This window comes from Paenibacillus sp. FSL R5-0475, assembly GCF_038004585.1.
Taxonomy (GTDB): Bacteria; Bacillota; Bacilli; order Paenibacillales; family Paenibacillaceae; genus Paenibacillus_AQ.
In genome coordinates, this window is sequence record NZ_JBBORK010000001.1 from 4,958,674 (window position 1) to 4,973,289 (window position 14,616).

At 43.1% G+C, this 14,616-nt stretch carries 9 protein-coding genes; 1 reads left to right on the forward strand and 8 read right to left on the reverse strand.

All coding sequences use genetic code 11. From position 1 onward, the window contains the following. Positions 1 to 39: 39 nt before the first annotated feature. From pilO to MKX41_RS22315, 7 genes are all read right to left on the reverse strand, one after another. Entirely contained in the window at positions 40 to 645 is a 606-nt protein-coding gene (gene pilO, locus MKX41_RS22285; RefSeq protein ID WP_340973149.1) for a type 4a pilus biogenesis protein PilO, read from the reverse strand. Beyond that, complete coding sequence (gene pilM / locus MKX41_RS22290; RefSeq protein WP_340973150.1) at positions 629 to 2,254, reverse strand: pilus assembly protein PilM; 1,626 nt, start codon at positions 2,252 to 2,254, stop codon at positions 629 to 631. The genes pilO and pilM overlap by 17 nt, the downstream gene beginning before the upstream one ends. Before the next feature lie 14 nt (positions 2,255 to 2,268). After that, positions 2,269 to 3,018: a prepilin peptidase gene (locus MKX41_RS22295; protein ID WP_340973154.1), complete on the reverse strand. Its 750-nt coding sequence runs from the start codon at positions 3,016 to 3,018 to the stop codon at positions 2,269 to 2,271. 174 nt (positions 3,019 to 3,192) lie between these two features. Next, positions 3,193 to 3,633, reverse strand: a complete 441-nt coding sequence (locus MKX41_RS22300; RefSeq protein ID WP_340973155.1) for a type II secretion system protein — start codon at positions 3,631 to 3,633, stop codon at positions 3,193 to 3,195. Between the two features lie 168 nt (positions 3,634 to 3,801). After that, positions 3,802 to 5,007 (reverse strand): type II secretion system F family protein, encoded by a 1,206-nt coding sequence (locus MKX41_RS22305; RefSeq protein ID WP_340973157.1) that lies wholly within the window; start codon positions 5,005 to 5,007, stop codon positions 3,802 to 3,804. Then, entirely contained in the window at positions 5,007 to 6,056 is a 1,050-nt protein-coding gene (locus MKX41_RS22310; protein WP_340973159.1) for a type IV pilus twitching motility protein PilT, read from the reverse strand. The genes MKX41_RS22305 and MKX41_RS22310 overlap by 1 nt, the downstream gene beginning before the upstream one ends. Positions 6,057 to 6,099: 43 nt before the next feature. Further along, on the reverse strand, positions 6,100 to 7,764 hold the full coding sequence (locus tag MKX41_RS22315; RefSeq protein ID WP_340973162.1) for a GspE/PulE family protein: 1,665 nt from the start codon (positions 7,762 to 7,764) through the stop codon (positions 6,100 to 6,102). Positions 7,765 to 8,139: 375 nt separating this feature from the next. Between MKX41_RS22315 and MKX41_RS22320 the strand changes: the two genes are divergently transcribed. Then, positions 8,140 to 12,720: a DUF5057 domain-containing protein gene (locus MKX41_RS22320; RefSeq protein WP_340973164.1), complete on the forward strand. Its 4,581-nt coding sequence runs from the start codon at positions 8,140 to 8,142 to the stop codon at positions 12,718 to 12,720. Between the two features lie 85 nt (positions 12,721 to 12,805). On the opposite strand, the gene MKX41_RS22325 is transcribed toward MKX41_RS22320, so the two are convergent. Further along, a complete protein-coding gene (locus tag MKX41_RS22325) occupies positions 12,806 to 14,605 on the reverse strand; it encodes a hypothetical protein (RefSeq protein ID WP_340973166.1) in 1,800 nt (599 codons plus the stop codon). Positions 14,606 to 14,616 lie beyond the last annotated feature (11 nt).

Below are 14,616 nucleotides of genomic sequence, written 5' to 3' on the forward strand. Positions count from 1 at the left end.
GTGGAGTCGTGAAATAGTGTTATTACAACGGTTAGAGATCTAATTCGAAGAAGGAGTAACAACCTCATAATAAGCTGTGAAAGCTACGTTAGCTGTCAAGATACTTTCTGGAGTGTTCGCAGAACGCTCTTCATAGGACTGTTGGAAATTAAATGAGTCTACATTCACTATACGTGCCAGCGCCTGTAGCTCATCCATCCACTGCCGTATGCTTGTATAGGTGCCCTCTACTACAGCAGTCATTTTGACTTGTTTGACCGTCGGGAACAGCACTTCAGCCGAACCAGTCATTTGCTGAATCGGATTAGCCTCATCCAAAATGAAGCTGACATCCTTTAAGCGTGCCTGTGAGGACATCCCAACCGCTCGTAAATCATCAATCAAGCCTTCGCTGTCATCGCCTTTCGGGAGTGCTGCCAGAAGCTCCTGTTGTTCCGAATCTAAAGAAGTAGCGCTGCTTTTTAGTTCATTAATTTTAGTTTGGAGAATCTCTGCTTCTTTTTCCAGCTGTCTGATCTCGGCGTTCTGTGCAGATATTTCTTTATTTGTCGGTTGAACACCCAGCATATAAAAGGCAAACAGCATCAAGAACAAAATCAATACACCCAGTACGATTGGAGAGCGATACTTATTGAACTGTTCCATCGCTGTTCACCTCCTCTTGGCTTGCATCCGTTCCATTTGTCTGTTGATTATTTGCTAATAAGTTTACTTTATAAATGGCTGTATACATATTTAAGGAAGTGGCTGCATTCGTTGGCCCCGCACTCTGATCCACAGTTCCTTCGTTCAGCTTCGAAATAGAAGCATCCACTGTAAAGGACATCTGACGCAGTTGTCTTAAATAATTAGAGGCATCTACCATAGTAGGTACATTTACAGTCAGGTCAATCGATGTCAGGTAGGTGTAGTTAATGTCACGGAGCAGAGAACCCGGTGGCAACCCTTCGACTAATTCATCTAGTATGGGAACAGCAATCACCTTATTGTTCTGAATCTCTGCGATTGCCGTCTTCCGATCTAACTGCCCAGGTCCACTGTTTTTAAGCTTCCCAAGCTCTACCTGCAGCATTAAACTGCGATCCTGCAAGCCTTGCAGCTCCTCTTTACCATTAGAGATTTGACCCTTATTAGCCGAAAAATAAATCCCCGTCCCAATCGTTCCCACCAGCCAGATCGCCACAAGACCCATGGTCACATAGGGGAATAATAACGTCTCCCGATCTTCTCTTGGCAGTAGGTCAATCGTGTCTACGCTGATCGTGCTTTTTAGAGCTGTCCCGGCCGCTACTCGGTAATCATTTAACTCAAGATCAGATACAGCATCTTTACCCATCTGGTCTAGGCTTATCGGTGTAATGTCGAGTTCTGCCAGCGACTGCTGAAGCTCTAGATCTAGCTGTTTACGAATGGAAGGGACACCTGTTATAACTAAGTTTTTGATACGAGTCGAGCCATCGTGCAAGCTATATTGGTAGAAGCTGAGCATCCGCGAGATTTCCGCAGTAATCTCCACCATTTGCTCCGGTGATAATTGCTCTTCCACAGCAACTGCTGTTTCTGCCAAAACTTCACTGTCTGCCATAAACTCCAATGCCGTAACATTTCTACCCTTGTGCAAATCAAGCAAGTTAATCGTACGAATGAACACCGGATTACCATTTCTGAACATATAAACGTCCATGACGGATGGCTCTAGATTAATCAGCATCGTTTCCGCAAAGCTTTCCCCATGTCCAGTTGCTATACTTCGCGCCAAGGCGGTAGCCGAAATTTCAACACTGCTTATTCGAAGACCCGCACGCTCCAAAATCTCTACATAATCCTGTATCGATTTCCGCGGAGCGGCAAATACAAGCAAATGGCTATGTTCCTCATCCACTTCGAGCGTCACATAGTCGTAAACAGGATTTTCAAATGGCAAATGCAGCCCCGTCTCCACTTCGAGCTTTACGAGCTGTTCAACCTGCTTATCGTTGGTACTTGGGATACTCATTTTGCGAATAATGATCTGCGAAGGTGGAATCGACAAGGAAACCTTGCTGCCCCTTAACCCTTCCTTCCTCACCCACTGCCTTACACGATCATAAAGCGCCTCGCTATCCGCCACCTGATTCTCTATGATCATGCCTGGAAGGAGCGGGAGATACCGTTTTTTGCGAACTTCCCATGACTGTTTATTCTTAAAACTAATATAACGAATTCCGGTAGCTTCAATTGAAAGTCCGGCCACTTTAGGGCCTAATCCAAGCATATGTCGATGTCCTCCTATCCGATGAGCGAGAGATACGCGCCAATGATGTCTGAACCATATCCGTAACTAATTAAAGCCCCTATTGCTAACCATGGTCCAAAAGGAACCGGTTGTTTGCGTTTGATGATTCCGAGCAGCATCAGCAGTCCTCCGACCACACTTCCAAGCAGACAAGCCATTAGAAAAGCCAAAATCACATTCGGAAATCCAATCACCAAGCCCAGCAGCGCAAATAGCTTCACATCCCCGGCACCCATCCCTCCTAATAGAACAAAGGGGATAAGAGCCCCTCCCCCAAGCACAGCTCCCAGCAAGTGATGCCATAACGGCCCCTCTGGATAGAGCAATACAAGAATGAGCAGTATCGGCAAAAAGAATAGCAATACCTTGTTCGGAATCAGCATGTACTTCAAATCCGCAACCGTCACAATAATCGCCAGACTCACCAGAATGAATCCAAGAATCCCCTTCGCCGTCAGCCCAAACTGCAAATACACCCATAGAAAAAGCAAACCCGTTGCCGCTTCTCCTAGTGGATATAAAGGCGACACCTTTGTGCCGCAGTAACGACACTTGCCTCCTGACAGCAGGTAGCTTATCACCGGAAACAAATCCCGCGCCTTTAGCCGCGTATTGCAGTTCGGGCAATGTGACGGTGGATTGAGCAAGGATTCCTTAGCTGGCACACGCAGTGCCACTACGTTATAGAAGGAGCCCAGAATCAGACCCAGTAATGTGATATAACTTGCGATGAATATTGTCATGGATATCCTCTGTTGGCTTTCTGGATTTTAAAAAAGGAATCGGGAAGTCCGATTCCTTAAGGGTCTGGTTGCTTAATATTAAAGCAATTCTATTATCAAAAAAACATTTTCTTGAAATTGTTAATCTTCTATAATTTTCACCAAATAAAATCGTTATTAAGTAAAAATTGAGATCTATTTCTCAGCTTTTAACACACTTTCGGCGCTAAACTTACTCGAATTTAAGATAACAGCATCATTAGTAGTAGCAGCAGTATCCGTTAATTGACCACTAGAATCAAAATTCACAGACCCAGTACTAATCACTTCTTTTGTACTCGGAAGATAAATTTTATCTAAATAACCCTCACTTATAATCTTCGAAACATCTACTGCTCCTGCAGTATAATCGCCGTTTTCTTCACCTATTACGTATAATCTCGCTGCATCATAGACTTGACGAGCTGTAGCAAGGTCAGAATCTTCTTTTGCATTGGTAATTATCTTACCGATCATCGGTATCGCAATAACCGCAATAATCCCCAAAATAACGATAACCGCCAATAGCTCGATCAGCGTAAACCCCTTTTGATTTTCCTCTTTGCTCAATCTTCTCTTAATGGCTTGTGCTAACATTTTATTTCCCCCTCTAAGTGGTATGTGATGGTACAGCCTATATCTTTTGTTTCCATGAATCCCGCTACAATGCTCGTCCTTCTTTGTCTAGCGCTAGCAAAAGATCTGCGACCCTGCCCCGCTCCCTCGGGCGTCACCCCTCTCAATATCTTCAAGGAACCACAAGGTTCACATATTACCGTACAGGCTGAACATCGGCAGCATAATAGCGGCCACAATCACACCTACAACACCTGCTAGAAATGCAATCAGCAATGGTTCTAACAGTGACTTCAGACGATCGACGGTATTTTCTACGTCCATCTCATAGAAATCAGCTACCTTAGACAACATGGTGTCGAGCGCCCCCGTCTCTTCACCAATCGCAATCATCTGTGTTACTAGCGGCGGGAAGACCCATGCTTTTTTCAACGGTTCAGATAGTGGATTTCCTTGTCTCAGCGAATCACCTGCACTTCGGATAAATCCCCCAATGACCTTATTTCCTGCTACCTCTTCTACAATCACCAAGGATTGCAGGATCGGAACTGAGCTGGCATATAGAGATGAAAAAGTTCGCGTAAACTGAGCAATCGAGCCTTTTTGATTCAGCTTACCGAACACGGGAATCTTCAGCTTGGCATAATCGAGTGCGTAGGCACCCTTTTCTGTGCGTTTTGTAATCTGAAAAGCTATCACTAGGAGAAGAACGCCGAGTATCCAGAAATACCATTGACCTTGAATGCTTTTGCTAAGCGCCAATACCATCTTCGTAATCGCCGGAAGCTCTGCATTCATCGATTCGAACATCGTTACAAACTGCGGAACTATCGCCCATAGGAGGTATATAACCGCTCCAATCGCCATAACCCCGACGGTAATCGGGTAAGTGAGCGCAGACTTGATTTTCTCCGTCGTGGAATGCTGCTTCTCAAAAAACATCGCCAGTCTGTCGAGCGTACCCTCAATATCACCGGATTCCTCTCCGGCACGGATCATGCTGACGAATAACTGTGGGAAGATTTTTTTATGATCCTGAACGGCTTGTGAGAACGATATCCCGCGCATCAGGCTTGAATTCACTTCCACAAGTGCTTTACGGAGCGGTTTGCTCTCAGTCTGCTCGGCCAAAATACGCGTTGCATCCACAATCGACACTCCAGCACGCATAAGCGTGGCAAACTGCCTACAATAAATGATGAAATGAAGCGGTTTGACCGGATTACCGATATAAATATCCATCGATAGAATCGTTGTTTTGCGTTCGATCAGCGAGAATACTGTAAGGCCACGCTTACGTAACTCCTCCATTGCCGTAGGCTTATCTGTTGCGGTTAGCTTTCCTTTAATGGACTTGCCTGCGGTTGTCTTCACTTGATATTCAAAAAGAGGCATCAGCTACTCACCTCCGCCATAAACGACTTAGCTGCTGCTGGTTCAATGAACCCCTGTGATAAATAGTCGCGGATACTCATATCCAACGTATGCATACCTTGCGAGCGTCCGGTTTGCATCACATTTTTAATCTGATGTGTCTTTTCGGTACGAATGAGGTTAGCTACGGCAGGTGTATTCACTAAGATCTCTGTTGCACATATCCGCCCACGTCCCCCTGCCTTTGGAAACAACCGCTGACTGATAACTGCCAGTAATACTGAGGCTAGCTGTGAACGAATTTGTCCCTGCTGATGACCCGGAAAAGCGTCAATAATTCGATCAATTGTCTGTGGTGCGTCTGTTGTATGTAAGGTTGCCATCACAAGATGACCTGTCTCCGCGGCAGTAACTGCTGCTGTAATGGTCTCCAGATCCCGCATCTCTCCAACGAGAATAACGTCCGGATCCTGACGTAACGCGGCACGTAGTCCGCTCGCAAAGCTAGCTGTGTCGCTGCCCACTTCACGTTGATCCACTAAACAGGTTCCATGACTATGCAGAAATTCTATAGGATCTTCAAGTGTCACAATATGCTTGCTTTCGGTCTTGTTAATGTAATTCAGCATAGCTGCTAACGTAGAGGATTTACCGCTGCCCGTAGGGCCTGTAACTAGAATCAAACCTTGTGGTTTGAGTGACAAAGCGGACAAAATCGGAGGCATCGACAGCTGTTCTAGACTCGGAATCTCTGCAGCAATCGCCCGGGCAGCGATACTAATCTCGCCCCGCTGACGATAGACATTCACCCGAAATCTTACGCCGCCATCCAGCGGATAAGAGAAATCCACCTCACCTGCATTCCGAAACACTTCGTTTCGTTCTCTGCTAAGCAGCGCTTCTGCCATTTCTGCAGCTTCATCAGCTGTTACTGGTGTTTCCTCAAGTGGGTGAAGCGTTCCATCCATACGTATCACCGGAGGCGAGCCTACAGAGATATGTAAGTCGGAAGCTTTGGAGGAGTAAGCCGTCTGCAAAAGCTGTCTAATATCCCGCGTATACGTTGGCATCCGCTGCTCCCCCTAGATTAAAATGCAATACACCTTATATATCCTAATGTGAGACCGTCTCGCGCATGACCTCTTGTAACGTCGTGATTCCCTGACTAACTTTGAGTAGTCCATCATCCATCAGTTGTACAAGTCCACGCGCTTTACCTGCGACACGCAGTTCTTCTACTGAAGCAGTGTTCGTAATAAGCTGCCGCAAATGATCGTCAATGCTGAGTACCTCATGAATCGCTATTCGACCACGATAACCAGAACTGCTACAGCTACCGCAGCCTCGGCCACGATGTAATTCATCTGCTGGCAGCCCTAAGCTACGCAACATAATCGCTTCCTGCTCAGACGGTTTGTAGGTTTCTTTGCAGTCGGTGCAGATTTTGCGAACGAGCCGCTGAGCTACCACACCAATTAGTGAGGAGGCAATTAAATAAGGCTCTACTCCCATATCCCGCAAGCGAGAGACGGAGTTAATCGCATCGTTTGTATGTAAAGTAGACAACACTAGATGACCTGTTAATGAGGCGCGAACCGCAATTTCAGCAGTTTCCGCATCTCGTATCTCACCGACCATTACAATATTCGGATCTTGTCGGAGAATCGAACGTAATCCCGCGGCAAAGGTTAACCCAATAGCCGAGTTTACGTGCACCTGGTTTACACCCTCAAGTTGGTATTCCACTGGATCTTCAACCGTTATAATATTTGCACTTTCTACATTGAGTTGATTCAGCGCTGAATATAAAGTCGTTGTTTTTCCACTACCTGTAGGTCCAGTGATTAGCAGAATCCCATAAGGACGAGCAATCATTTCCTTAAAAGCTTCCGCATTCCCCTCACTGAATCCCAAAGCATCTACAGATTTGACACCTGTGCTTAAATCTAGCAACCGCAGTACAATCTTCTCCCCGTGCATCGTAGGTAATGAGGACACACGAATATCTACCATTTTGTAATCAAATTGCATTTTGATTCGCCCGTCTTGTGGCAAACGGCGTTCTGCGATATTCAGTCGGGCCATTATTTTCAGACGAGCAGTGATAAAGCCCTGCATCTGCTTAGGAATGATCCGCTCTGTCCGTAAAGTTCCATCAATGCGGTAGCGGATCGTTAGATTATTCTCACCTGGATCCATATGTATATCAGACGCCCGCAGAGCAACAGCCTGCTGAATCATCTGGTTGACCAAACGAACGATTGGTGAGTCCTCGTCTGTAATCTCCGTTTCTTCTATTTCTTCTTGTGTAGGGAGCTCTACTAGCATCTGATTCATAGAATCACGCATTCCATAATGACGTGCAATCGCCCTCTGCAGCTCATCCCTAGTGGAAATGGCAGGTTCGATTCGGAACCCTGTACTCATTCGTAAATCTTCTATGGCAAAATAATCTAGCGGATCGGCCATCGCAACCATCAGCTTACCGCCTTCTTTTAAGAAGGGAAGTACTTGGTATCGCTTTGCCATACTTTCAGGAATAATCTGCGTGATCGCAGGATCAATCTGATATTTAAATAAACTGACATGCGGAATGCCAAGCTGGAATTCAAGCACTTCAATCAGCTGCTGCTCCGTAATATAGCCTTGAGAGATTAGCAGGTCGCCAAGCTTACGCTTGCTTTTACGCTGTTCCACAAGCGCTTCAAGCAGCTGTTCCTGCGAAATAATATTATTTTCTACCAGCAAATCGCCAAGTCTCTTTTTCGCGATGGCCATGTCCGTTCAGCTCCGTATGCCGTTATTGGTTATACTTTTACACTGACCTCAATAATGGATAATACTAGGAATAACCAAAGATAAATTACCAGTTCTATTTCTACAAAATATGAAAATTATTTTTTCCATAATTACGAATTCATCATTTTTGTCAAACTAGCGTATTTTTCAATAGACTTAGGACTTTAGTAATAAATTTATAGGTATATTTCAATAGATTTATGTTGTCTATCAATGCTGAATGTCCTAGAATGTATATAACATAGATTGGATAATTTTACAATGAAATCAGCTGAAAAAGCTGTCGGAAACTAGCATATACAACATACATTTCGACCATATCTACCAATAGTTAACAATCAGGGAGAGATGAACATGAAATTTGCCAGTAACAAAAGGATCTATCTTTTTACAGTAACGATCTTGCTTCTCCTTCTGCTTGTTCCGCCACTCAAAAATCACTTCACGAATGTCGAAGCCAGTTCAAATGATTATCAGATTCGTATGCTTGAGGTTACGGAGAATGGAGTTAGTGAGCTTGCGTCTCTAAAAACGGGAATATCTGGTCTTACCATTGATACAATGAGTATGAAGCGCTTTGTGGCGCTGCGGGATGATCTGGATGGAAGATATGATGCAATTTATATCGGGAAGGGGACTTACAATCCTGCACAAGTGAGTAATCAGCAACCAGCCTCGGAGGAAAATAGAGCTAAGGCACTGGACACCAAAAATATGAAAAACGATATCACTCATCTGAAGGCAGATCAAATAACGAAGGAATTTATTAATAAAGGATTATATGTTTTCTTTCATAGCCAACCCTTTAATGACAAAGATAAAAAACCACAAGCAGAACAAGGTATACTGTACAGCTCTTTTAACAGTTACCGTCTTTCCTCATCCAACCCAAAAGTTAAATTTGTGGATGATGCTGGACTCGCAAATATCTTTACCGATTTAAAAAGACAAAACTCTACGTACATAAATGATCTAAAGCAACGTCCCCGCCTTCAAATTACGAACAGAATTCCCAACTATGACCCTAATGCAACTAACAGCAAAATCTATGTTCCTGGGGAGAAGCTTTCTTTTAATTTCAATATCACTAACGCACCTAATTTACAAAGCTCTCCGCTCTCAGTCAAACTATATATCGGTCTTGATAAGTCCATCAAAATGGGAGAAAAGCAGGTCGTTGCTGAAACAGAGCTTAATACATCCAGCGGAACTATCGAATACACTTTGCCAAAAACATACTCCGGCTTACTCTATTGGAAGCTAGAAATCAATGATTATCATAAATCGCAATTAAAGGATTTTGACAGCGGGGTAATTCGTTATCGCGGAGAGAAGACCATCGTAAATATTCTTCAGGTTATGCCTGACACTCTAACGGAAAGCAGCCTCCTGAACACTAGTAATATGGATCCTCTGTTTCTGAATACAACCGATTATCAACTTAATATAGCGGTCAAAACTATGACCCAATTTAACACATATGTGAATGAAAAATATGCTGCAACACAAAGCTACGGATTAAACGGCACCTATGACATGCTCATCTTTGGTTTTGTCGACGAATACTATAAGAAATCCAACTTAAACACTAATGCAACCAACGCGATTACACAATTCACTGGTACCTTCAAGCAAAGCGCCTTGTTCACTCACGATACCATCATTAATTTAGATGCAAATAAAAAGAACTGGATCAATAATTTCATGGGGATTACCGGTCAGATGAATCCGGAGACCAACTTAGGCCATAATGCCATCAATCTTTCCACCAAGGTTAAGCCGGTGAATGACGGGCTTTTGATGCAATATCCTTTTTATCTAAGCAAGCGGGACGACAGCAACCAGCAAATCGATATCTCCACACCACAAATTGCACCAACACATAACCAGTACTTCACGCTTAATCTGGAAGATCCCGAAGTAGTATCATGGTATAACATTCAAAGCGAAGCGTCAGGTACGAAGATAAAACCAAATGGTGAATATAATCAATACCAACGTGATACCGAGGATAGTTGGAATCAATATTACACATATTCCAAAGGCAATATTACCTACTCGGGTACAGGACATTTTTTTGGAGTAAGTGATATTCCCGCCAATCTAAGAAATTTCCCAGTTTGGGAACAAAAATTGTTCGTTAATACTATGTATCGCGCTTTTATTGGTGCGAATCATGCTCCTGAGATTACGGTGCATACACCGACTAATGGCTCATCGATTCCTTCTTATCAAAACACAATACTTGTCGACTATACAGTCACTGATCTGGACTTTAACGATCGTGATCTGACAACTGAAATTCGCTTTAAAAATGGGAGCACGTATTTTACCGACATTGAAATGAGTAAAACGAGCATTAAATCAGGGCAAAGTATATATAGAACGGTTAAAAATCCGCTTCCAAATGGGGGCGCACTCGATATCGAAATTAACGCATGGGACCAAAATGGAGCTCTCTCAAGTAAAACTATCAGAGTAAATGTCCTGCCGTCGAACACCAATTTGAGTGTAACACGCTCTCTCTCTCAGAATGTTGTGAATGGTAAAGTAGAAAAGGGAGAACCGGTCACTCTTAGTTATTCCATCACCCCAAAATCTGTACCTTTTGATAAAGTAGGCACGGTCAACCAGACCTCTAACACACAATTAATATCGGATATTGTATTCACCGAGAATCTTCCACCTAACCTGGAGATTTCAGGAGAACTACCAGCCGGTACGATCGTCACTGGAAATGCAACCAGTGGGTTTAGATTGACACGCAATCTAAATAACATAACCTATTCATTAAAAACGGTGAACGGCGCCCAAATCTATAAACCAGACTCTGAGCAACCTATAACGTTCCAAATCACAGTTAAACCGACTCAGACCCAAACCTATACTTTAAATGACTCCAAGCTTAGTTATGTCGATATCCATGCCACATTACCACCTCTGGGAATCACAGGTGAATACAACGCATTTATCCTTCAGACAACCTCACTTCGTGGAGGAACTATTAAGGGACCATTAGCTTCCGGGGGCACAGTCAACTTCAACAACGCTGGTATTACAGTAAATGAACAATTCAAAGACAAAGTTCCATACGGTATTGTCACGGGCGGAGATGTTTCTCTTCCTGAAGGTACGGTTTACGGAAACATATTGGTTAAGGGCACCGTTAAAGACCAACGACCTGGTTCTATTCAAAATGGTACTATCACATACGGTGAACTTCTCAATTTCAACAAGCATGAGAGTTATCTCCTTGGACTCTCTGATGCTATTGCTAAGCTGCCTTCCAATACTTCAACGACTCATGAATATGGAAAACTTACGGTAACAGGTAGCTCATCTATCAATATTGTTAATATTTCCACTTCAGTATTAAATACGCTTAACAGCTCCGAGCTTAAAGTTCCGCAAGGATCAACGATAATTGTCAACGTAAAAGAAGATGGTACAGACCAACCATTCCTTCATTTCCCTCTCGGGAATAACGGTAGTCGTGTGCTATTCAATTTCTCAGGCACCAAGCCTTTGCGGATTTCCCAAGCCGACGTATACGGAACCATTCTGGCACCACGATCTAACATTAACTTTGATGGAGGTCAGGTGTATGGAACAATCATTGGAGCTTCAATGAATATGAGTAGTGCCACTTTATACCATTTCCCTTTTACCGGTAACCTACCAGCGGAGATCTATCCACTACCTGTCCCAACACCAACAGATCCTTCATCAGCTAATTTATCGCGTACTACGATTTCGTTTGAGACCTTAACCTTTACAGCCGAATATAAAATTAAGGCTCTACAATTAGAAAGCAGAACCATCTATGTCGGAGAAGGAATGCGTTTAATTCCGACAGTCATTCCTTCAGATATCCCTGATCTGGCGTTTCTGTGGACAACTACCGATACTAATTATGTACAGTTGGATTCAAGCAGTGGTTACATCACAGGCCTCACCAAAGGCACAGCAACTGTTCATGTGGCTGCACTAGATGGTAGCGGCAAACAGGCTACAGCAACCATAACGGTAGCTGAGCGAACTCCACGATCCTTAACGATTGATGGAGATGGGACTGGTGAAATTCACGATTCTATTCCTTTAAGTGCTATCTATGTGCAAGGCAACCTAAATAATCAAGGACCAGAGGCCAATATTACCTATACCTGGTCGGTCACCAATGTCACCTCTGGAGCAAGCAATGCTGTCATTAATACCAATCCAGACTACCCAAGTGATGATACCAAAAAGGTATTCAGTGCTACACAGTCAGGAACTTACTTGGTGAAACTCACTGTAAATTCTAGTAATCGTGATCCAATCACTGCAGATAAGACAATCGTAATCACTAACCCGCTAAAGTCACTGTCGATTGAAGGTCCAATAACGGTAATGGTAGGGGGGCAAATTGATCTAAAAGCAATTAGGAATCCTGCTGATTCCGATCCATCAACGCTAATCTGGGATTTCGTGCAATCAACGGATAACAAGATGGCTACACTTACGCCTTCTAGTGACGGGTCAACCGCTAAATTGACGGCTGGTGATACCGCTAAAGAAGGGCTGCTGATTAAGGTTTCATTCCAAAAAATCACTTCAACACACATGGTTAATATCGTTGATTTAACTGGATTAAGATTCCGGGATCAGTCCATTACTTTAGAGGTAGGCCATACTTTCCAGTTAACCGATATTTTATGGGCATTCCCAACCTCCATCTCAATAGATCAAATCAAAGATAACTTGAGTTGGGTAAGCGACAATTCTGCAATTGCCAGCGTCAATAATGGAACCAATATTAATACCAGGGGAACTGTTACAGGCATTAAAAAGGGATCCACAATCATCACAGTGACTTATACCGGAAGCACAGGTACAACAGTAAAAGCAGATATTACGGTTAAGGTTGTGGCACCTCAGAATGACGATCGTTACTAAACTTTACATTTAAACAACAAGAAACATCCAACAAAAAAGGGTATCCCTAAGCAATCGCTTAAGGATACCCTTTTTTCAACTAGTCTTAATGACTTACAAGTTCCAGAGGCCCCACGGTTACATTTACCTGCTGTACACGCGGGAGGCTAGACTGCTGATGAGTAAAAACATCCTGATTATATTGAATCTTAAAACGGTGACCCGAATTATATCGATCCGTATCCTGATTATCGAAAGTAAAGCCGCGTGCCGGATCTAAGGGCTCAGTCACGCCTCCTAGTACTGCGTTTACTGTAAGATCCCCTTTAGCGAAAAAACCTCCGTTTAACCAAAAGATTGACCCCACTCCGTACAAGTTAGCATCACTATCCGTGTAAAAAAAAGCTTTCATATAAAATGAATCCTGCTCATCCTTTTTCTTAGGTGGATTCGTAAAAGTGTCAATTCGATTAATGAGCACATCTCCTTGAGATATAAGGACTAACTCCTTACTACTTAAGCCTTGGATCACGGCGTCCTCGACTTTCGTTTCCCCTAAAACAAACATAGTAGAGTTGAATTTCACCTGACCTTTAATAGTAACATTACCTGTAACTAGAATATTAGCTTGAATCTCCAAAAATTTAGTTATATCTGGGCTATAGTTATTTACCTCCAGATCACCATTAACAATAAGCCATTTGGGCTTGTTGGAAGGATTACCTGTTTTAGCTTCATCACTAAACTTCAACTGTTTGTAATCAATTCCATCGATAAGCAGATTACCGTTATAAATCGTAGAATTATTCAAATCCTTATCCAACAAGGAGTTCTGATACATTCTCAATTGTTCTAAGTATTCGCTGTACTCTAGTTTGTAATTATCCTTTTCTTCTTCTGTTGGATTATCTTTAAGTACTGGCTCAGTGTAGGGTGGATTCTCATCGGGTAGTTTATCTAATGTTGTTGTGCTTAAATAATTCCCCAGTTGATTATCCTTAATAGCATGCTCAAGTTCAGACTTTTTCCCAGTCAACCCTGTCGCTTCCTCCACTTTATCAAGAAAGGATCCCAACACATTGATCTGAATGAACTTTTTCTGCGGTTTGATAAACACCTGTTCTTCATGAATACCCAAAATAGTAGGAAGAATGCTTGAGGCATTATTCTTATTCACAGCTGCATCAATAACTCCATTTCCAGAATATTTGATACTTTCAAGGGATTGCACATGCACTTCAGGTTGAGGCTCGGTAGAAGTGGCTATAGTTTGGTCTTTCAATAATTCCACTCTAGGATATTGAGTCCTTTCTTTTAGATCTTTCACTCCCTTGTATGTATATACGGCCGTATCACTGATGTGTAACTCTTTACCCGCATATATATTGCCATGGAGACCAGGCGCTCCGTTTAATGTTAATACTTTTTCCGATCCAAAAGCATATTTAAGAAAATCAGGATAGGTATCAATGACAATCTTTTGTCTCAGCTGTCTGATGACGCCATTAACTGTGGCTTGTGCTTCAATATTGACATAGTATTTTTGCTTATCCTGCTTCTCATAGGTGATGCTTTTGATCGTACCGCCAGCTCCAGATAACTCTGTACTTACGTCATTGCTGACGCCAACAATTTTGGTGCTCACCTCATTAACAATATTTTTAATCTCATCCTCCATATGATCAGGATCAATATCCTTTCGTCCATCCAGCTTCGTCTGTATGTAAGCGACCGCTTCATCCAGCCCCTTCTGCGCCAGGTGTAAACTTTGCACATCATTCTCTCTGGTCTCCGTTCGTTGTGCCCCGCCCACCGTCGCCCCGAGCACAGCTAGTCCGAGTATTGTAAGTAGAAGAGCAACAAACATAACTAGTACTAGAGCTGATCCTTTTTCGTTATTCCTCATCCCTCCTACTC

Excerpts from the sequence above, each read along its gene's own strand:
- pilO (WP_340973149.1), bottom strand. The coding sequence starts at position 645 with ATGGAACAGTTCAATAAGTATCGCTCTCCAATCGTACTGGGTGTATTG.
- pilM (WP_340973150.1), bottom strand. The coding sequence starts at position 2,254 with ATGCTTGGATTAGGCCCTAAAGTGGCCGGACTTTCAATTGAAGCTACC.
- MKX41_RS22295 (WP_340973154.1), bottom strand. The coding sequence starts at position 3,018 with ATGACAATATTCATCGCAAGTTATATCACATTACTGGGTCTGATTCTG.
- MKX41_RS22300 (WP_340973155.1), bottom strand. The coding sequence starts at position 3,633 with ATGTTAGCACAAGCCATTAAGAGAAGATTGAGCAAAGAGGAAAATCAA.
- MKX41_RS22305 (WP_340973157.1), bottom strand. The coding sequence starts at position 5,007 with ATGCCTCTTTTTGAATATCAAGTGAAGACAACCGCAGGCAAGTCCATT.
- MKX41_RS22310 (WP_340973159.1), bottom strand. The coding sequence starts at position 6,056 with ATGCCAACGTATACGCGGGATATTAGACAGCTTTTGCAGACGGCTTAC.
- MKX41_RS22315 (WP_340973162.1), bottom strand. The coding sequence starts at position 7,764 with ATGGCCATCGCGAAAAAGAGACTTGGCGATTTGCTGGTAGAAAATAAT.
- MKX41_RS22320 (WP_340973164.1), top strand. The coding sequence starts at position 8,140 with ATGAAATTTGCCAGTAACAAAAGGATCTATCTTTTTACAGTAACGATC.
- MKX41_RS22325 (WP_340973166.1), bottom strand. The coding sequence starts at position 14,605 with ATGAGGAATAACGAAAAAGGATCAGCTCTAGTACTAGTTATGTTTGTT.